At 74.2% G+C, this 18836-nt stretch carries 15 protein-coding genes; 4 read left to right on the top strand and 11 right to left on the bottom strand.

The annotated features are described in order from the left end of the window. The first annotated feature begins 111 nt into the window (after nt 1–111). The 3 genes from AB0N04_RS25025 to AB0N04_RS25015 are packed head-to-tail and all read left to right on the top strand — an operon-like array spanning nt 112 to nt 3112. The gene (locus AB0N04_RS25025; RefSeq protein ID WP_360211121.1) at nt 112–969 is read left to right on the top strand and encodes a gamma-glutamyl-gamma-aminobutyrate hydrolase family protein; all 858 of its coding nucleotides are present in this window, start codon (nt 112–114) and stop codon (nt 967–969) included. Then, complete coding sequence (locus AB0N04_RS25020; protein ID WP_360211119.1) at nt 966–2339, top strand: aldehyde dehydrogenase family protein; 1374 nt, start codon at nt 966–968, stop codon at nt 2337–2339. The genes AB0N04_RS25025 and AB0N04_RS25020 overlap by 4 nt, the downstream gene beginning before the upstream one ends. 5 nt (nt 2340–2344) lie before the next feature. Beyond that, nucleotides 2345–3112: a 3-oxoacyl-ACP reductase gene (locus AB0N04_RS25015; protein ID WP_360211117.1), complete on the top strand. Its 768-nt coding sequence runs from the start codon at nt 2345–2347 to the stop codon at nt 3110–3112. Between the two features lie 100 nt (nt 3113–3212). Here AB0N04_RS25015 and AB0N04_RS25010 read toward each other — a convergent pair whose 3' ends face one another. From AB0N04_RS25010 to AB0N04_RS24970, 9 genes are all read right to left on the bottom strand, one after another. Further along, nucleotides 3213–4481 (bottom strand): hypothetical protein, encoded by a 1269-nt coding sequence (locus AB0N04_RS25010; protein WP_360211115.1) that lies wholly within the window; start codon nt 4479–4481, stop codon nt 3213–3215. Continuing rightward, nucleotides 4478–6304 (bottom strand): hypothetical protein, encoded by a 1827-nt coding sequence (locus AB0N04_RS25005; protein ID WP_360211113.1) that lies wholly within the window; start codon nt 6302–6304, stop codon nt 4478–4480. Before AB0N04_RS25005 ends, AB0N04_RS25010 begins: the two co-directional genes overlap by 4 nt. Nucleotides 6305–6438: 134 nt before the next feature. Then, nucleotides 6439–7218, bottom strand: coding sequence for a toll/interleukin-1 receptor domain-containing protein (locus AB0N04_RS25000; protein ID WP_360211111.1), 780 nt, complete (start codon nt 7216–7218; stop codon nt 6439–6441). Between the two features lie 97 nt (nt 7219–7315). Next, nucleotides 7316–8629, bottom strand: a complete 1314-nt coding sequence (locus AB0N04_RS24995; RefSeq protein ID WP_360211109.1) for a helix-turn-helix transcriptional regulator — start codon at nt 8627–8629, stop codon at nt 7316–7318. 316 nt (nt 8630–8945) lie between these two features. Next, nucleotides 8946–10325, bottom strand: a complete 1380-nt coding sequence (locus AB0N04_RS24990) for an MFS transporter (RefSeq protein WP_360211107.1) — start codon at nt 10323–10325, stop codon at nt 8946–8948. After that, nucleotides 10322–11125: a glycerophosphodiester phosphodiesterase gene (locus AB0N04_RS24985; protein ID WP_360211105.1), complete on the bottom strand. Its 804-nt coding sequence runs from the start codon at nt 11123–11125 to the stop codon at nt 10322–10324. Before AB0N04_RS24985 ends, AB0N04_RS24990 begins: the two co-directional genes overlap by 4 nt. A gap of 203 nt (nt 11126–11328) precedes the next feature. Then, nucleotides 11329–11802, bottom strand: a complete 474-nt coding sequence (locus AB0N04_RS24980; RefSeq protein WP_360211103.1) for a MarR family transcriptional regulator — start codon at nt 11800–11802, stop codon at nt 11329–11331. 175 nt (nt 11803–11977) lie between these two features. Further along, a complete protein-coding gene (locus AB0N04_RS24975) occupies nt 11978–12541 on the bottom strand; it encodes a CGNR zinc finger domain-containing protein (protein WP_360211101.1) in 564 nt (187 codons plus the stop codon). A 138-nt stretch (nt 12542–12679) separates the two neighbouring features. Further along, nucleotides 12680–14401: an ABC-F family ATP-binding cassette domain-containing protein gene (locus AB0N04_RS24970; protein WP_360211099.1), complete on the bottom strand. Its 1722-nt coding sequence runs from the start codon at nt 14399–14401 to the stop codon at nt 12680–12682. Nucleotides 14402–15011: 610 nt separating this feature from the next. Here AB0N04_RS24970 and AB0N04_RS24965 point away from each other — a divergent pair. After that, nucleotides 15012–16631 carry a tannase/feruloyl esterase family alpha/beta hydrolase gene (locus tag AB0N04_RS24965; RefSeq protein ID WP_360211097.1) on the top strand — a complete coding sequence of 540 codons (1620 nt, stop codon included), beginning with the start codon at nt 15012–15014 and terminating at the stop codon, nt 16629–16631. Nucleotides 16632–16812: 181 nt separating this feature from the next. Here the strand turns inward: AB0N04_RS24965 and AB0N04_RS24960 are convergent, their stop codons facing one another. Together AB0N04_RS24960 and AB0N04_RS24955 are read right to left on the bottom strand one after the other, a co-directional pair. Continuing rightward, nucleotides 16813–18042: a cytochrome P450 gene (locus AB0N04_RS24960; RefSeq protein ID WP_360211095.1), complete on the bottom strand. Its 1230-nt coding sequence runs from the start codon at nt 18040–18042 to the stop codon at nt 16813–16815. 106 nt (nt 18043–18148) lie between these two features. Next, nucleotides 18149–18616: an SsgA family sporulation/cell division regulator gene (locus tag AB0N04_RS24955; RefSeq protein WP_360211093.1), complete on the bottom strand. Its 468-nt coding sequence runs from the start codon at nt 18614–18616 to the stop codon at nt 18149–18151. Between the last annotated feature and the right edge of the window lie 220 nt (nt 18617–18836).

Raw genomic sequence — 18836 nt, 5'->3', positions numbered from 1 at the left:
ACTACACCCACGCCGGACGCACCGAACTCGCCGCCCACCAACGGGCCGTCACCGACTGGGAACGCCGCCGCGGCTTCGAACGACTCTGAACCACGGCACAGGAGAACCACCATGACCCGTGACGACCGCCGACGGCCCCTGATCGGCATCACCAGCTACCAGGACGAGGCCGCCTGGTCCGTCTGGCGCCAGCGCGCCTCGCTCGTGCCGCAGACCTACGTCGACTCCGTCGCCCGGGCGGGCGGCACCCCGGTGCTGCTGCCGCCCCAGCCCGGCGGCGTCGAGCACCTGCTCGACGCCCTGGACGGGCTGCTCCTCGCCGGGGGGCCCGACATCGACCCGGCCAGGTACGCGGCGGACGCCGACCCGCGCACCGGCCCGCCCCACCACGCCCGCGACGACTGGGAGAGCACCCTGCTGCACGCCGCCCTCAGCCGCGACCTGCCGCTGCTGGGCGTCTGCCGCGGGATGCAGCTGCTCAACGTGGAACTCGGCGGAACCCTGCTCCAGCACCTGCCCGACGGCAGCCACCAGACCGTCCCCGCCGCCTTCGTCCGGCACCGCGTCGACCTCACCGAGGGCAGCCGGCTCGCCGCCGTCCTCGGGCCGGTCACCGAGGTCTCGTGCTACCACCACCAGGCCGTCGACCGGATCGGCGCCGGGCTGAGGGTGACCGGGCGGAGCACCGACGGGACGGTCGAGGCGCTCGAACTGCCGGACCGGCACTTCGCGCTGGGCGTCCAGTGGCACCCCGAGACCGACTCGTACGACCAGCGGATCTTCCAGGCGCTGGTCGCCGCCTGCCGGTCCGCCGGCCCGGTCGCGGGCCCGTCCGGCACCCCGTCCGGCACCCCGTCCGAGCTCCAGCCCGGCGCCGGGACCGGCACCCGGCCCGGCACCCCGTCCAGCACCGACCCCGGCAGCCACCCCGGCAGCCCGTCCGCGAACCACAGGGAGAGCGCCCGATGACCGAACCGGACCTCCACGAGGTCGTCAACCCCGCCACCGAGGAGGTGATCACCACCGTCGAGCTGGCCGGCCTCGCCGAGACCGACGCCGCCGTCGCCCGCGCCCGCGCGGCCTTCGACGGCTGGCGCCGGGTCGCCCCCGCCGACCGGGCCCGACTGCTGCGCGCGTTCGCCGCCGCCGTCGACGCCGACCGCGAGCACCTCGCAGCCCTGGAGGTCGCCAACGCCGGCCACACCATCGGCAACGCCCGCTGGGAGGCCGGCAACGCGCGGGACGTCATCGAGTACTACGCCGCCGCGCCCGAGCGGCTGTTCGGCCGGCAGATCCCGGTCGCGGGCGGGCTCGACGTCACCTTCCAGGAGCCGCTCGGCGTCGTCGGCGTCATCGTTCCCTGGAACTTCCCGATGCCGATCGCCGCCTGGGCGCTCGCCCCGGCCCTCGCCGCCGGCAACACCGTCATCGTCAAACCGGCCGAGCTCACCCCGCTGACCGCCCTGCGGCTCGGCGAGCTCGCCCTCCTGGCGGGCATCCCGGAGGGCGTCCTGCAGATCCTGCCCGGCCGCGGCCCGGTGGTCGGCCGGCGCTTCGTCACCCACCCCGACGTGCGCAAGGTCGTGTTCACCGGCTCCACCCGGGTCGGCAAGGAGATCATGGCCGGCTGCGCCGAGCAGGTGAAACCGGTCACCCTCGAACTCGGCGGCAAGAGCGCCAACATCGTGTTCGCCGACGCCGACCTCGCCCGCGCCGCCGCCACCGCCCCGTACGCGGTCTTCGACAACGCCGGCCAGGACTGCTGCGCCCGCTCCCGCATCCTCGTCCAGGAGTCCGTCCTCGACGACTTCATGGCACTGCTGGAGCCCGCCGTCAAGGGCGTCAAGGTGGGCGCCCCGGGCGACGAGCAGACCGAGATGGGCCCGCTGATCTCCGCCGCCCACCGCAGCCGGGTCGCCTCCTACGTCCCGGACGACGCGCCCGTCGCCTTCCGCGGCACCGCCCCCGACGGGCCCGGCTTCTGGTTCCCGCCGACGGTGCTCGCACCGGTGCGGCACGACGACCGCGCCTTCACCGAGGAGATCTTCGGCCCGGTCGTCGCCGTCGTCCCGTTCCGCGACGAGGAGGACGCGCTGCGGATCGCCAACGCCACCGAGTACGGCCTGTCCGGCTCCATCTGGACCAGGGACGTCGGCCGCGCCCTGCGGGTCGCCCGCGGCGTCGAGGCCGGCAACCTCTCCGTCAACTCGCACTCCTCGGTGCGGTACACCACGCCCTTCGGCGGCTTCAAGCAGTCCGGCCTCGGGCGCGAGCTCGGCCCGGACGCCCTGGACGCCTTCACCCAGACCAAGAACGTCTTCATCTCCACGGAGGAGTGAGCAGCATGACCAAGCGACTCGACGGCCGGGTGGCCGTCATCACCGGCGCGGGCAGCGGCATCGGCCTGGCCACCGCGCGCAGGTTCGCCCAGGAGGGCGCCAAGGTGGTCTGCGTCGACCTCGACGCGGAGACCGGCGCCAAGGCCGCCAACGAGGTCGACGGCCTGTTCATCCAGGCCGACGTCACCGACGAGCAGGCCGTCAGCGCGCTCTTCCAGCGCGTCGCCGACGCGTTCGGCCGGGTCGACATCGCCTTCAACAACGCGGGCATCTCCCCGCCCGACGACGACTCCATCCTCACCACCGGCCTGGACGCCTGGAAGCGCGTCCAGGAGGTCAACCTGACCAGCGTCTACCTCTGCTGCAAGTACGCGATCCCGCACATGCAGCGGCAGGGCAAGGGCTCGATCATCAACACCGCCTCCTTCGTCGCCGTCATGGGCGCGGCCACCTCGCAGATCTCCTACAGCGCCTCCAAGGGCGGCGTCCTCGCGATGTCGCGGGAGCTCGGCGTGCAGTTCGCCCGCGAGGGCATCCGCGTCAACGCCCTCTGCCCGGGGCCGGTCAACACGCCGCTGCTCCAGGAGCTCTTCGCCAAGGACCCGGAGCGCGCCGCCCGCCGCCTCGTCCACATCCCCCTCGGCCGCTTCGCCGAGCCCGAGGAGATCGCCGCCGCGGTCGCCTTCCTCGCCTCCGACGACTCCTCCTTCATGACCGCCAACACCTTCCTCGTCGACGGCGGCATCTCCGGCGCCTACGTCACCCCGCAGTAACCCCCGCCCGCAGCGACCCCCACCCCACCCACTCACCCACCCCCGGCCCGGCGCCCCACCGCCCCGGCCGGGGGTGGCGGCGCATCCGGCCGAGCCGCCGTCACGGGGCCCCGGGACCGGGCACTTGGCCGGGCGAGGAACCGTTCACGGCGGAACCGTTCACCGCTCCGCCGACCTTCGCCCAGGGAACGCCGGGGCCGTCGCCGGTACCGCCCGCGGTCCGGCTCGGGTCGGGCGCGGCCGCGGGGAGCCCGGAGCCGTCTCCGAGCAGGCTCTCCCGGATCAGCCTGGCCTGCTCGGAGCGGCCGGCGGCATCGGTGGCCTGAGCGACCCGGTGCAGGTAGACCGTCCGTTCGGGGGAGTCCGTCACCAGATCGACGTCGTCCAGCAGCTCGGTCAGCGGACCGACCACGGCCGGCCCCCGTGTCGGCCCGGTCGGCTCCGTCGGCCCGGGCCGGTCGGGCGGCCCGCCCTCGTCCCCGTCGTCCCCGTCGTCCTCCCGGTGCCCCGGGGTGGGCGCCACCGCGTCCAGGAACGGGACCGGCCTCGGCGCGGGGTACGGCACCAGGTGCTCGTACAGGCCGTCCACGTCCTCGTCGTTGGCCGCCGCCGACAGCTGGGCGAGCGGACCGATCATGTCGACGGCCTCCCGGACCTTGTCGTCGTGCCGGGCCAACCACCACACCACCGCGCTACCGGGCGACTTCAGGACGTCGTCACCCAGATAGGCACGCCTGCTCTGCTCCTGGCGGCGCTCGTGCTCCCAGACCTCCTCGGACTTGCGCACCTCGGAGAGCTTTCCGAGCCTGGTCCGGTCGTCCTCCGACAGCCTCAGGTCGACCCGTCCGCCCATGGCCTCCACGAGCGCCGACGCGTCCGGCCGCTGGGTGCCGAGCACACCGTTCAAGCGGTGCCGCACCAGGTCCAGCCGCTCGGGCACCTCGAGTTCGGTCACCTGGCGGGCGCGGGCCAGCACCGTCTCGATCGCCAGACCGGCCGGGTCGGCGTGCACCAGCCCGGTCGTGTTCGGGATCGGGCGCCACCACACCGTGGCCGAGAAGTGGAAGTCGTAGTCGGGCACCCGGCTCGGCAGCGCCACGCCGTCCACCCGGGTCTCCTCCCAGGGCGGCTCCGCCGGGGCGGTGACGGTTTCGAACTCGGGCCAGGGCTCCGGTTCGGGGCCGGGTTCCGGATCCGGCTCGGGCACCGGTGACCTCGCCGAGGCCAACAGGACGGCCAGCACCAGCGCCACCGCCGCCGGCACGCCCCACAGCCACACCGGCCACCTGGCCGACACCCCGAGAACCACCGTCACCAGACCGGCCCCGACGGCCAGACCGACGAGCGGCGCCTTTCCGCTGCCCTTCACGCAGTGCTCCCCTCGGCCGGCCCGGCCGCGGCCGGGTCCAGCGGTTCGATCCCCTGTGCGCGGTCGATCGCCCGGCAGAAGCGGGCCGCCACCTCGCTACGGGTCAGCGGAGCCGGCTCGTCGTCCGGGCCGGCGGCCCAGCCGTGTGCCAGCAGGTAGAAGCGGCTGAGCACGTCGACCCGGCCGCAGGCGGCCTCGACGAGGATCCCCATCAGCCGCGCACCCCCGTCCCGCTCCCGCCGGGCCGCCGAGAGCCAGGCCCGCACGGCGGGCTCCCAGGTCCGGGATTCCCGTGCCACGGTCAGCACTCCCCGCCAGCCGCGGGCGACGTCCCGCTGCGGCACCCAGGTGGGCAGGCACTCCACCAGGGCCAGGAAGATCCCGGCGTCCGACCGCTCCGGCGCCGGTTTCTCCAGGCCGGTGCAGAGCCGGTCGAGGAGGCGGAGGTAGAGCCGCCTGTCCCGGCGGACCAGCCCGAGCAGGAGGTCCAGGACCTCGGGCGGATCGGCGCCGAGCTCCCTGCGAGCCAGCTGGTGCAGCCGCACCAGCGCCTGGTCGGGGAAGCGCGGCGCCAGGACCTCGACGCACGTCCGCGCCAGGACCCGGGCGAGGTTGCCGGGCAGCCGGGGAGTCGTCGACCAGTCGTAGATCCTCCGTCGGAACTCCGTGCCCCAGGCCTCGCTGAGCAGCCCCTGCCCCAGCACCTGCATCGCCTCGGGGAGCAGCCGGGGGTCCTGGGCCCAGGACTCCACCAGATCGGTCAGTGTGCGGACGTCACCGATGCGGAGGGTCTGCTCGGTGTACCGGCCGATGAGCCGCTGCCGGTCGACGGACTCCAGCCACGGGGTCTCCCTGACCGCGTCCGTGACCCAGCCGCCGAACGCCGGGCGAAGGTCCGGGTAGTAGAGCCAGAAGTGGGACCGCACCGCCGCTCCGTACGCCAGCGCGGCGAATCGGACCCGCTCGTCCTCGACCTTGACCCCTACGTCCTGTAGGCGTTGGAGCGGATCGGGACGGTCGAGGCGGGGCTGTGTGTCCTCGGGGTGGCCGAGCTTCGCCAGCAGCCGTTCGGACAGCCGGATCACCGCATCCGCCGGAGCCTCGTCAAGCATTGCGGAGGTGAACAGCAGAGCCTTCTGCCGGCCGTCGTCGAGACCGGCGATCTGCTCGGCGACCTCGACGGTCCGATCCTTGACGGCTGCGAGCGCTTCGGCTGCCCATGTGGCGAAGACGCCGCCCGCGGATCTGGCCTGGACCAGCAGTGCGGAGAGCTGCTGCAGCTCCCGCATGGGGGAACGGCCGAGAAGCGGGCGGAAGACCGAGTGCCGCAGTTCGGTGCGGGAGAGCTCGATTCCCGCGGGTCTCAGGTGCCGGGCCAGGACACCCGCCTCGTCGGGGCGTCCGATCGGAACCAACAGCTGGTGGAAGTCCGGTCGCAGGTGGCGTTCGTGATCCCGGGGGATCACCATGACCATCCGCGCATCCAGACGGCGTAGCTTCTCCCAAGACGTACCCAGGCGGCTCTGGGCATCGATGAACTCCGGTGCCGAGACGGCCGAGAGGTCGAACAGGATGCGCTCCCCGCCGACCGGCTCAGCCGACTCGTTCTGCTTCAGCCAGTCGTCGAGCGAGACCTCCCGGAGTGCGTCACCCCCCTCACCGGCGCCGTGCAGCAACACGATGGCCGCCGCACGGCGCCCGCTTCCGGGAGCGCCGGTGAGCAGGACGACCGTGCCCGGTGTCTCCAGCCGCGCGGCCGCGGCCCCGTACCCGGGCGGTCCGACGAAACGCTGACGCAGCCATTCGCGTTGCGCGAGCGTCACCAGCTGAGGGGCACCGCCACGACCCGGTGCCTCCGATGAACCGAAGTAGTTGTTGTTGGTGATGTACTGGCTGCCGTTACCCGTGTGAGTCGGTCCCTGCGTGCTGCCGATCGAGGTCGTGTCCCCAGCCTCGATCACCGGCGGCCCTCGCGGTCGCGGCGGCCGCCGAAGTCGTTGTTGACGGTGCCGCGTTCGACGTAGGAGCCGCCGTCCCCGTGGATCTCGACGCCGCCGTGGCGGGTGGTGTTGTGCTGTGCGCCGCTCCCGGTGTGGACCGGTCCGCTCGCGTTGTTGATGAACGTCCCCACGTCGCGGCCCACGTTGCCGATGCCCCCGCTCTGGTCGTGCCGGTAGTCCCGGGCCTGCACGGCGCTGCCGTCGACGCGGCCGACCTCGTTGCGGGTCTGGACGGCGCCGGGCTCCCCGTCGATCCGCTGTTCGGCCTCGGCGAGCTGGGGGATCGTCCTGGCCAGTTCGTCGCCGATGCGCCGCAGGCCGGAGTCCGCGTCCCGGGTGTCGAAGCGGAGGTACTGGCAGTCGGCGAGTTCGGCGAGCTCTGGCGGCAGGGCGTGCCGGTCCAGCCGGGTGGTGCGGCCGACGAGCACCGGGACGACCAGAGCGCCGCTCTCGAAGGCCTCGACGATCTCGCGGCGGGTCCAGTCCGTCGGGTCGTCGAGGGCGCGGCGCCCGTCCGCCTTGCGTGCGTCGGCCCAGCGGGCGCCGATGACGGCGAGGAGGACGCTGCTGCGCCGGACGGCGGTCAGCAGTTCCCGGGGGAAGGCCTGGCCGATCCCGATGGACTTGCTGGCGCGGAAGACGCGCCGGTCGCCGAAGCGCCGGGAGAGCTCGCGCTCGATCAGGGTGGCGGTGGCCTCCTCGTCGTCGGTGCGGTAGTTGACGAAGACGTCGGGCATGGCGGAGCACCTCTCTGGTGACGGTCGGTTCCGGTGACGGTCCGGCGGTGGCGTGCGGGTGGCGGTCCGGAGGCCGCGCCGGAGCTCTCCCCGGGCCCTACGGGTGCAGAGCCCTGGCGAGCGCGGGCTGGAGGTCCTGGACGGACCGGCTGGAGCGGAACCGCTGGAGTTCGCGGGCGAGCTGGCGGACGCCGGCCCGGATGGTGGCCGAGCGCAGGGCGGGGACGAGGGGTAGGAGGTCCGCGGCGAGTGCGCAGGCGTGCTCCGGTTCACCGTCGGCGGCGTGGGCGAGGGCGTGCCGGAGTCCGTACCGGGCGCGGCTGCGGACGGCGTGGGCCGGGATCCGCGGGTACTCCTGGTCGAACACCTCGGCCGCCCTGCGGGGGTGTCCGAGGTCGTGGAGGCACCACCCGGTGACCACGGCGGCCGGGTCGGCCACGGTGGTGGTGCCGAGGACGGGGGCGCCGGCGTCCTGGTCGGCGGCGGTCGCGAGGAGCCGGCGAGCGCGGTCGAGGCTGCGCAGGCATGCCTCCCGGTTGCCGGCGAGGGCGTGCCCCTGGGCTTCGCGCTGGGCGGCGAGGCCGCGGATCCGGGGCGGCAGGCGGCCGTCCTGCGCGGGTCGGACGAGCTGGACGGTCCGGTCCGCGTCGCCCGCGTAGAAGGTGATCAGGGCACGCCGGACCAGGGCGTACGAGGCCAGGTCGTGGTCGCCGCCGCCCTCGGCGAGTTCGACGGCCTGGGCGGTCCACCGGAGCGCCGAGGGGTCGTCGCCGGCCTCCTGGGCCATCCAGCCGGCGTACTCGGCGTAGCGGGCCGCGAGCACGAGCAGCCGTCCGCGGTTGACCGGGTCGGCCTGGCCGGCGAGTTCGCGCAGGGTGTGGGTCTGGACGGTGAGCAGGGGGAGCAGCGTGCCGGGGTCGCTGTTCTGGCCGAGCCTGCGGATCTGGTCGAAGTGGGTCCGGAAGACCTCGACCGGGGTGGACTCCTGGTCCGCTGCGCCGGCGGGTGCGGCGGCGGCCGGCAGGGCGGTGGCGAGTCCGCCTCCGAGCAGGGAGGTGGCTCCGGCGGCGAGCAGTTGCCGTCGTCCGAGCCCTCCGGGGGCGCCGGTTCCTCCGCGCTGGTGGGGGAGCGGTGGGTCCTGGCGGGGGCCGGCGGGCGCGTGCGGGTCGGCCTGGGGCCGCCGGCGGCCGGTCGGCAGGAGCCGCTCCAGCTCGCCGGCGGCGGCGAGCTGGACGTCGCAGCGGCGGGCGAACTCGGGCGGCGGGGCCTTGTGGCCGCGCTCGATCTTGCTGAGGTGGCCCTTGCTGTAGCTGAGCAGTTCGGCGAGCCGGGTGAGGGTGAGTCCGGCGGCGATCCGCCGTCTGCGGAGCTCCGGGCCGAACTCCTCGGACGGCGTTTCAGGCGCGTGCATGCCAACCCCCGTTCTGGATTCACCCGCCCAGGCATCCGCCGTGGTGTGGGCCGGACGCGGTCTCCCGCCGCTTCCGCCTGGAATCCTGGCATGCGAACGGGCCGGTCAAACGGGTATCGGCGGGGTTTCCCGTTTCCTCTTTGCCGGTCGAATGGTCATGCGAACAAAACGAGTTGGCGATATGTCCACCCGTGCGAACGCGGTCGGCCGAGGCCGGGAGCGCGAGCCGGAGGGCGGGCTCCACCAGGCGGGGGGACGGGGACGGCCCGGGCTCGGGCGGGGTCGCCGGAGGCCGGGCCGTCGGGGGCCGGTGGGGTCAGAGGCGTTCGGGGACGGGGTTGCCGACGGCTTCGATGGCGCGGCGGACGGGGACTTTCGCCAGGACGGCGAAGCCGATGACGAAGAAGACCAGCAACGAGATGATCGCCGAGCGGTAGCTGCCGGTGATCTGGTAGGCGAGGCCGAAGACCAGCGGGCCCATCCAGCTGGTGCCGCGGTCGCTGACCTTGTAGACGCTGAAGTACTCGGCCTCCCGACCGGCCGGGATGAGGTGCGAGAACAGCGAGCGGGAGAGCGCCTGGCTGCCGCCGAGGACCAGGCCGATCATGCAGGCCAGCGCGTAGAACCAGGCGGGCTGGTGTGCGGGCATGAAGTAGCCGAGCGCGAGGGTGACCACCCAGCCGACCAGCGAGCCGAGGACGGTCCGCTTGGCGCCGTAGCGGTGGGCTATCCGGCCGAGGAGCAGCGCGCCGCCGATCGCCACGATCTGGACCAGCAGGACGGCGACGACCAGCGAGGTCTGGTCCATGCCGAGCTCCTCGCTGCCGTACAGCGAGGCCTGCGAGACGACGGTCTGGATGCCGTCGTTGTAGCAGAGGAAGGCGCCCAGGTAGAGCAGGGTGAGCGGGTAGCGGCGCATGCCGCGCAGGGTGCGGGCGAGTTCGCGCAGGCTGCCCGCGGCCGGGCGGTCCCCGGCGGGTGCGGTCGGTGCGGGGGCGGCGCCGGCGCGGGAGGGCAGCCGGAGCATCGGGACGACGGTGAACAGCGCCCACCACAGGCCGGCCGAGGCGAGGCAGATCCGCACGGCCGTGCCGGAGGAGAGGCCGAGTGCGTCGTGGCCCTCGAACAGGGCGAGGTTGGCGACCAGCAGCAGCCCGCCGCCCGCGTAGCCGTACGCCCAGCCCTTGGAGGACACCGCGTCGCGCTCGTCGGGGCCGGCCAGGCTCGGGAGGTAGGCGTAGGAGAGCGCGACCGACACCGCGTACGCGATGTTGGCGACCACCAGCAGTGCGCCGCCGAGCAGGTAGCGGTCGCCGTCGAGGAAGAACATGCCCATGGTGGCGGCCGCGCCGACGTAGGCGAAGCCGCACATCAGCTCCTTGTGCCGCCCGGTGCGGTCCGCGACGGTGCCGGCCAGCAGCATCGCCCCGACGGAGATCAGCACCGAGAAGGACACCGTGTACGGGAAGAACGAGCCCGCGCGGACCGACAGGCCGAGCGGGTGGACGTCGCCGGCCGCGTCGGCGGCGTTCTTGGCGACGGAGGTCAGGTAGGGCCCGAGGAACACCGTCAGGACGGTGGCCGAGAAGGCGGCGTTGGCCCAGTCGTTGACGTACCAACTGAACTGCATCCGGCGCAGGGCGCGGGGATCGGTGGCGGTCGCCGGGTGGTCGGGCAGGTGGGTCGCGGTGCTCATGGGGTTCCAATCACCGTGCTGGAGCCGTTGCTGCCGTCTGACCAGCAGCCGCGCTCGCCGAGGACGTCCCGCAGTACGTCGATGCGATCGGCCATGATGCCATCCACACCCAGGTCGAGTAGAGCCCTGATCCGTGTGGGGTCGTCCACAGTCCAGACGTGAACCTGCAGGCCGAGGCGGTGCGCGGTGCGCACGAAGGCCCGGTCGACGACCCGGACGCCCCGGTGCCGCTCCGGGACCTGGGCGCACACGCCGGCCCACGGCGCCCCGCGCCCGGGCAGCAGCGGCCCGGCCAGCGAGCGCAGCCGCAGCCGGGCCACCTCGCGCGGCCCGAGCGAGGTGGCCAGCCGGGGGCCGGCGGCGGCGCGGACGGCGGCGAGCCGGGTGTCGGAGAACCCGCCGACGCAGACCCGGTCCCACGCGCCGGTCCGGCGGACCGCCTCGATCAGCGGGAGGACGGCCGGTGCGGCCTTGACGTCGATGTTGAACCGCGCCCCGGGGAACGCGTCCAGCAGCTCCTCCAGCAGCGGGACGGGCTCGGTGCCGCCGATCCGGGCCTGCCGGACCTCGCTCCAGGGCAGCTCGGCGACGGCGCCGGACCGGTCGGTCACCCGGTCGAGCCGGCTGTCGTGGAAGGCGACCAGCACGCCGTCGGCGGTCGCGTGCACGTCCGTCTCGAGGTAGCGGTACCCGAGGGCGACGGCGGCCTCGAAGGCGGCGAGCGAGTTCTCGGGGTGGCCGAGGTCGCCGCCCCGGTGCGCGAACGCGAGCGGCCCCCGGTGGTCGAGGAAGGGATGCATGTGGTGCTCCGAGCTGCGGGGGAGGGGCGGCGGCCGGGCCCGCGGGCGCGGGCGGCGCGAGGTGTGCCGGCCGCGTCCCGGGGCACGCGCGTTACAGTATTACGCGCCCTGTCAAGCAGTAACGGTTGGCCCGGTCCCCGGCCGTACCGGGACCGCATCGGCCTGCCCGGCCCGTGCCCCGCCCGCCCGCCGTCGACTCCCCGTCAGCCGGGAAGGTCGCCGTCGCCGCCCAGATTGGCGACCATTCGGCGCAGCACCTCGATCGTGGTGACGAAGTCCGCCTCGTCGACGCCCTCGTGCATGCGGCGGTGGACCCGGAGGTTGCGGTCGCGGGCCCGCAGCCGGCCCTCCTCGCCCGCCGTGGTCAGGGTGAGCGCCCCCGCCTCCTCGTGCAGCCAGCCCCGGCCGGCGAGGTCGTCGAAGACCGTGTCGAAGTCGGTCCCGAGGTCGTCGTAGCGGGCGAGCCGTTCCACCAGTGCCGCCCTGGTCCACTGCCCGGGGGAGCCGGCGACGTGGTTGAGCGTCCACCAGTGCGGCTGGGTGAGGTCCTCCTGGGCCAGTTGGGCGCGCAGGGCGTCCGTCACCAGCCGGTACGCCTGGCCGGTCCACGCGCCGATCGGCTGGGCGGCCAGTTCCTCGCGCGGGTACTCCTTCAGTGCCGTCTTCTTCGGTGCCATCTCCACGTTCCCCCTCGTGCGGTGATTTCCGGGACGTCGATCACCGTAGGACCTCAAGTCGACTTGAGGTCAAGCGTAGGGAAGGCGCAGTGAAGGCAGGGGAGTGGGGGCGGGGGAGATTGCGGCGGCGGCCGTCACCGGCTCGACCGGTGGTCCCGGCGTGCCGGCCCGTGGTTCAGTGCGCGCCGAGGGCGGGGGAGGTCTTCTTCCGGGCGCGGTAGGCGGCGGCCTTGATCCGGTTCCCGCAGGAGTCCATGCCGCACCACTGGCGCCGGGTGCCCCGTGAGCGGTCGACGTAGATCCGGGTGCACTCCGGGTTGCCACACTCCTTCAGCAGCGGGACGTCCGGGCCGCTGAGCAGTTCGACGGCCTGGCGGGCGACGGTCGCCAGCGCCTGGTCCGGGGTGCCCTCGTTGTGCCGCCCGGCGAGGGTGAGTTGGGGTGTCACCGGTTCCCTGCGGGCGGCGCCGTTGAGTACGGCGAGCGCCTCGCGGTCGAACTCCTCGCCGTGGACGCGGTTGGTGACGAGCCGGTAGACGGCCTCGCGCACTGTGGTGGCGGTTCGGACGTCCTGCTCGCAGCCGGGCGCGATGCTGTCCACCAGGCCGCTCTCGACGTACCAGGCGTTCAGCCGCTCCGGCGTCACGAACATCTCGAACCGGGTCGAGCGGCGTGCGCGGAGGGTGGCCGCGAAGTCGAGGGCGGGGTGCCCGCAGACGAAGACATGGTCGAGGTTCACATCACCATGCTGGCAGGTGACGGTTTCGGGCGCAAGGAGCGTCACCGGCCGGCCGGAGCGGCGCGGGCGGGCGCCGCCCGGGAATCCGAGGGCGGGACGGGGAGGCGGGAGCGGGACGGCCCCCGCCTCCCCGTCGGCTCACCTTCCGGGGGCGGCGGTCTCCGTCAGTGCCCCGTCGGCCAGCCGGAGCCAGCGGTCCACGCCGATCCCGGCGAGGAAGCGCTCGTCGTGGCTGATCACCACGAAGGCGCCCTGGTAGGAGTCGAGCGCGCTCTCCAGCTGGGCCACGCTGACCAGGTCGAGGTTGTTGGTCGGCTCGTCGAGCAGCAGCAGCTGCGGGGCCGGCTCGGCGCACAGGACGCAGGCCAGGGTGGCGCGCAGCCGTTCGCCGCCGGAGAGCACCCCGACCGGCAGGTGCGCCCGGGCGCCGCGGAAGAGGAAGCGGGCGAGCAGGTTCATCCGCTCCGCCTCGGGCCGCTCGGGGGCGAAGGCGGCGAAGTTCTCCGCCACGGTGCGGTCGAGGTCCAGCAGGTCGAGTCGCTGCGAGAGATGGGCGATCCGGCCGTCGCCGCGCCTGATGTCGCCCTCGACCCGCTCGCCGTCGCTCCGGCCGCCGTCGCCCCGTTCGTCGTTGCCCGGCCCGCCCCCGGCCTTCCCGCCGTCGCCCCGCTCGCCCTCAGGGGTGAGGTCGCCGGTGATCAGGCGCAGCAGGGTGGTCTTGCCCGCGCCGTTGGGCCCGGTCAGCGCGATGCGCTCGGGGCCGCGGACGGCGAGGTCGACGCCGCCGTCCGCGAACACGGCCCGGCCGGCGTGGTGGACCTGCATCCCCGCGCCCAGGAAGAGGTTGCGCCCGGCGGGCACCCGGGTGTCGGGCAGTTCCAGGGCGATGTGCTGCTCCTCGCGCAGGGCGCGGCCGGCCTCGTCGAGCCGGGCCCTGGCCTCGCCCACCCGGGCCGCGTGCAGCTGGCCGGCCTTGCCCGCGGACTCCTGCGCGCCGCGCTTCATGGTGCCGGCGAAGATCCGGGGCAGGCCGGCGTTCTTGAGGTTGCGGGCGGCGTTGCCCGCGCGGCGCTCGGCGCGCTCGCGGGCCTGCTGCATCTCGCGCTTCTCGCGCTTCAGCTCCTGTTCGGCGTTGCGGACGTTCTTCTCGGCGACCTCCTGCTCGGCCCGCACGGCCTCCTCGTAGGCGGTGAAGCTGCCGCCGAAGAAGCGCAGTCGCCCGCCGTCGAGTTCGAGGATGCCGTCCATGCGGTCGAGCAGCGCGCGGTCGTGGCTGACCACGAGCAGGCAGCCGGGGTAGTCGGCCAGTGCGTCGTGGAGCCGGTGCCGGGCCGCGGCGTCGAGGTTGTTGGTCGGCTCGTCGAGCAGCAGCACGTCGGGGCGCCGGAGGAGTTGGGCGGCGAGGCCGAGGGAGACGATCTGGCCGCCGCTGAGCGTGTGCAGGGTGCGGTCGAGGGTGAGGTCGGCGAGGCCGAGGCGGTCGAGCTGGGCGCGGGTGCGCTCCTCGACGTCCCAGTCGTCGCCGATGGTGGCGAAGTGCTCCTCGCTCACGTCCCCGGACTCGACGGCGTCCAGGGCGCGGATCACGTCGGCGACGCCGAGCACCTCGGCGACCGTGAGGTCGCCGGTCAGCGGGAGGCTCTGGCGGAGGTGGCCCAGCACCCCGCCGACCGTCACCGACCCTGCGGTGGGCCGGAGTTCACCGGCGATCAGCTTGAGCAGCGTGCTCTTGCCGGAGCCGTTGGGGGCGACCAGGCCGGTGCGGCCGGCGGGGACGGTGAAGGACAGGCCGTGGAAGACCGGGGTGTCGTCGGGCCAGGCGAACGACAGGTCGGAGCAGATGACGGCGGCGTCGGACATGGGGTGACCTCGGGGGTGCTGGAGGGCAGGAAGCGGCCTTCCGCCCTGGGCAGGCGTGGGGGAGGGGAAGAGGGGACGACGAAACGGACCGCCTCGGCGGTGCTTCGCTGCACCGGACGGCGGCCGTCAGGACCGGGTCTCACCCGGAGATGTCGTCTTCACCCACCACGTCTGCGACTCCTCGATCACACGGTTCGTGTCCATCCGAGCGTAACAGCCGCCCTCGCCGGTCCGCTCGGCATTTTCCGGGCGGGCGGGCCTCCGGAGGTCGACCGTGCGGTCAAGGGGCGCTCCCGGCCGCCTCGTTGACAGCTCAGGTGACGCCATGCCAGCATCGTCACCAGTTGAAAGGGTGACGAAACCGGATGGCGAACGGCAGTCCGGGCCGGGTCGCCGTGCCGTAGTACGCCAGCGTTCATCGGCATGTCAAGGGCCGGGGGTCGGCCGGAATGCCCTCGAAAGAGGTGAAGAGTCACCGCTCGGAAAGGTGACGTCAGGCTGGCCGTTCCGACGCCCGGCCGTCACCCGCGCACCCCGAGCCCGCGCACCCCGAGCCCGCGGGCACCCGCAGACCTGCGGACCTCTACGCACTTCCCTGGAGGGGAAACCCATGAAGCGACTCCTGACCGTCCTCGCGGCCGGCGTGCCGCTGGTCGCGGCGGTGAACCTGCCGGCGGCGTCCGCGGCGTCCGCGGACGGCTCCGTCGCCGCGGCGTCCCGCTGCTCGACCCCCGCCGTGACCGCCCCCGCCGGGACGAGGGTGGAATCCGTGACCGCGCTGCGCCGGGAGGGCGGCACCGTCGACGGCACCGGGGTCGTGGGCGGCACCGTCACCGGAGTCCCCGCCTACTGCGAGGTGACCGTCACCCTCACCCACCCCGGTGACGGCGACCACGCCCGGGTGCGCACCTGGCTGCCCGCGGACGGCTGGAACGGCCGCTTCCAGGCACTCGGCGGCAGCGCCTACGCGGCTGGGGACAACGGCGTCGGACTCGGCACCGCGGTCAAGAACGGGTACGCGGCGACCACCACCGACGCCGGCCTCGGCGACGCCGTCGACGTCGGCTGGGGGCTGGACGGCGCCGGGAGGGTGAACACCGCGCTGCTGGAGAACCTCGCCTCGCGCTCCCAGCACGAGGCCTCGGTCGTCGGCAAGCAGGTCGTCGCCGGGGTCTACGGCGCTCGTCCCTCCTACTCCTACTTCAACGGCTGCTCCACCGGGGGACGGCAGGGCTACACGGAGGCCCAGCGCTACCCGGACGACTTCGACGGGATCCTCGCCAACGCGCCCGCCGTCCACTGGGACGCGTTCGAGGTGGCCACCCTCTGGCCGCAGGTGGTGATGAACAACGAGCGGACCTACCCGTCCGCCTGCGAGTTCAAGGCCTTCACCGACGCTGCCGTCAAGGCCTGCGACCCGCTGGACGGCATCCGGGACGGCCTGGTCAACGACGCCGCGCGGTGCGACTTCGACCCGCGCCGGCTGATCGGCACCACGGTGGTGTGCGACGGCCGGGAGCTGACCGTCACCGCGGCCGTCGCGGACGTGGTGCGCAGGATCTGGGAGGGCCCGCGCACGGAGTCGGGCCGCCGGCTGTGGTCCGGCGTCCCGGTCGGCGCGGACCTGTCGGCGCTGGCCGGGGTGACGGAGCCGGACGCGGACGGCGCGGTCAAGGGCGCGCCGTTCCCCGTGCCGCAGTACTGGGTCGCGACCTGGCTGAAGAGGCAGCCGTCGTTCGACGTCTCGACGATCACCTACGGCCAGTTCACCCGGCTGTTCGAGCAGTCCCGCGCCGAGTACGGCGGGATCATCGGCAGCGACGACCCGGACCTGTCGGCCTTCCACAGGTCCGGCGGCAAGCTGCTCAGCTGGCACGGCCAGGCCGACCAGTACGTCCCCGCCCAGGGCACCGTCGACTACCGCCGGCAGGTCGAGCGGACGATGGGCGGTGCCGGGCGGGTCGACGACTTCTACCGGCTCTTCCTCGTGCCGGGGGCGGTCCACTGCGGCCTCAACCGCGGCGCCGGAACGGTCGACGACCTCGCCGCGCTGACCGCCTGGGTCGAGCGGGGCGAGGCCCCCGCGACGCTTCCGGCCACCCTGGTCACCGCCACCGGGCAGAGCGTCGCCCGTGACCTCTGCCGCTACCCCGCGGTCTCCCGCTACTCGGGCCACGGTGACCCGGGCGTCGCCACGAGCTTCCGCTGCGTCCTGCCCTCCCGGCACTGACCCCCGGGGCCGCCCCCGAACTCTTCCCCCTGTCGGCCCGCCCCGCCCGTCCACCCCGCCCCACCCCGCCCCACCCCGCCCCCGTTCCGGCCCGCGCCCCGTGCTGCGGGCCGGAACGGGGCGTCGGCGTCGGGACGGCTTGTCCGCGTCGGGACGGCTTGTCCGCGCCGGTGCGGTGCGGTCAGCCGACGCGGTAGCGCACCGGGAGCGACCGCACGCCCCGGATGATCCCGGAGCCGATCCAGTCGAGCGAGTCGACCGGGGCGGCCGGTTCCAGCTCCGGGACGCGGGACAGCAGGGTGCGCAGCGCGACGACCGTCTCCAGACGGGCGAGCGGGGCGCCCAGGCAGTGGTGGACGCCGTGCCCGAAGGCCAGGTGGCGGGCCGCCGGCCGGGTCACGTCGAGGACCGCGGGATCACCGCCGGCCTGCGGGGCGTCGTGGCCGGCCGAGCCGAGGGCGACGGTGAGCATCCCGCCGCGGGGGATCCGCACACCGCCCAGTTCGAGGTCGGTCGCGGCGTAGCGGTTCGTCGAGCGTTCGACGGATGTGTCGTGGCGCAGGAACTCCTCGACGGCGCCGGGGAGGAGATCGGGGCGTTCGCGCAGCAGCCGCAGCTGGTCCGGGTGCCGCAGGAGCGCCAGCACGGCGTTGCCCAGCAGGTTCACGGTGCTCTCGTAGCCCGCGACGACCAGCATCATGGCGGTGCCGACCAGTTCCTGCTCGGAGAGCCGGCCGTCCTCCTGGTCGCGCACGGCCACCAGGGCGGAGAGCAGGTCGTCCTGCGGGTGGCGGCGCTTGTCCGCGATCAGGCCGGCCAGCAGCGCGTGCAGGGCGGCGAGCGCCGGGCGGTGCCCGGGGGAGTCGACCTGGAGCGCCTCGCCCGCCCAGTGGCGCAAGTCCAGGTGGTGCTCCGGCGGGATGCCGAGGAGTTCGGCGATCACCACGGCGGGCAGCGGGGCGTTGAAGGCCTCGACGAGGTCGAGCACGCCCGACGGCGGCATCGCGTCGATCAGCCCGTGGGCGATCCGCTCGATGCGCGGCGCCAGTTCGGCGGTGCGGCGGGGGGTGAACGCGGCCGCGGCGAGGGTGCGCAGCCGGGTGTGCTCGGGCGGGTCGGCCTCCAGCATCTGCGCGCCGAGCCCGACCGAGGGCTGGTGGAGGACGAAGCCGGCGGCGGCGAGGGCCTCGGCGGCGGGCGTGGCGTCCTTGAGCAGGGCGGGGTGGGTGAGGGCCTCCCGGGCCAGGTCGTAGCCGACGACCACCCAGCCCTCCAGTCCGGTCTGGAACTCGGCGGGGTGGACGGGGCCGAGCGCCCGGAGCCGGGCGTAGCGTGCGGGGGCGTCCGCCTTGAAGGCGGCGTCGATGACGACTCGGCCGTCCTGGCCGGGTCGCGGTTCGGGCAGGCTCACGGGGTGTCTCCTGTGTCGGGGGCCGAGGTGGGGGCGGGCCGTGCGGAAGGCCGGGGCCCGGCGGTGGGCCCGGGGGCGGGTGCACCCGGCGGGCGGGCGGCGGCACTCACGCGGTGGGCGCTCCCGGTCCGTCGAGCAGCCGGCGGAGGGAGCCGTCCCAGTCGAGTCCGGTCAGCTCCGCCTCGGCGGGGGTGATCCGGTAGGTGGCGTCGAGCCAGGCCGCGAGGGGTGCCGTCGGCACCTCGAACAGGGCCTCCACCTCCCGCGATTCGAGGAGCAGCCAGGACGAGGGCCGCTCGCCGGGTTGGGCGGGCCACATCCGGACGTCGCCGCAGCCGCTCATCGAGGTCAGTCCGCCGTGCAGCAGCTCACGGCCGAACCGCCAGACGAGGCCCGGGCCGCGTTCCGCCAGGAACTCGACGGTGATCACCGCGGGCAGTGCCGGGTCGAAGCGGAACTCCGCCCGCACGGGGTGGCGGGTGAACTCGTCGAGCAGCTGGTCGAGGTCGAGGAGCAGCGCGGGCAGCTGCCCGGGTGCCGCGGGTGCTCGCAGCGGTGATCGGTCTCGGTGCATGGCAGGGGTTCCCCTCCGGGGTGCGTCGTGTGTGGCTCCACTCTCGGCCGGGGGCGGACCGCGGGCATCGGTCAGTTGACGGTCGACTGCCGGGCCGCGGCGGGCGGCGGGACGCGTGACGGGGCCGCAGGACGCGCGACGGGCGCGCATGACGAAGGGGCCGGCAGCGCGTGCTGCCGGCCCCTTCGTCATGCGGTGCGGTACCCCGTCGGGCGATCGG

It is taken from the genome of Kitasatospora sp. NPDC051702, assembly GCF_040681575.1.
Lineage (GTDB): Bacteria > Actinomycetota > Actinomycetes > Streptomycetales > Streptomycetaceae > Kitasatospora.
The sequence above is the reverse complement of the archived record's forward strand: the minus strand, read 5'-3'. Positions and strand labels throughout refer to the sequence as shown.

Excerpts from the sequence above, each read along its gene's own strand:
- AB0N04_RS24965 (WP_360211097.1), top strand. The coding sequence starts at position 15,012 with ATGAAGCGACTCCTGACCGTCCTCGCGGCCGGCGTGCCGCTGGTCGCG.
- AB0N04_RS24990 (WP_360211107.1), bottom strand. The coding sequence starts at position 10,325 with ATGAGCACCGCGACCCACCTGCCCGACCACCCGGCGACCGCCACCGAT.
- AB0N04_RS25025 (WP_360211121.1), top strand. The coding sequence starts at position 112 with ATGACCCGTGACGACCGCCGACGGCCCCTGATCGGCATCACCAGCTAC.
- AB0N04_RS25020 (WP_360211119.1), top strand. The coding sequence starts at position 966 with ATGACCGAACCGGACCTCCACGAGGTCGTCAACCCCGCCACCGAGGAG.
- AB0N04_RS24980 (WP_360211103.1), bottom strand. The coding sequence starts at position 11,802 with ATGGCACCGAAGAAGACGGCACTGAAGGAGTACCCGCGCGAGGAACTG.
- AB0N04_RS24995 (WP_360211109.1), bottom strand. The coding sequence starts at position 8,629 with ATGCACGCGCCTGAAACGCCGTCCGAGGAGTTCGGCCCGGAGCTCCGC.
- AB0N04_RS25015 (WP_360211117.1), top strand. The coding sequence starts at position 2,345 with ATGACCAAGCGACTCGACGGCCGGGTGGCCGTCATCACCGGCGCGGGC.
- AB0N04_RS24955 (WP_360211093.1), bottom strand. The coding sequence starts at position 18,616 with ATGCACCGAGACCGATCACCGCTGCGAGCACCCGCGGCACCCGGGCAG.
- AB0N04_RS24985 (WP_360211105.1), bottom strand. The coding sequence starts at position 11,125 with ATGCATCCCTTCCTCGACCACCGGGGGCCGCTCGCGTTCGCGCACCGG.
- AB0N04_RS24970 (WP_360211099.1), bottom strand. The coding sequence starts at position 14,401 with ATGTCCGACGCCGCCGTCATCTGCTCCGACCTGTCGTTCGCCTGGCCC.
- AB0N04_RS25000 (WP_360211111.1), bottom strand. The coding sequence starts at position 7,218 with ATGCCCGACGTCTTCGTCAACTACCGCACCGACGACGAGGAGGCCACC.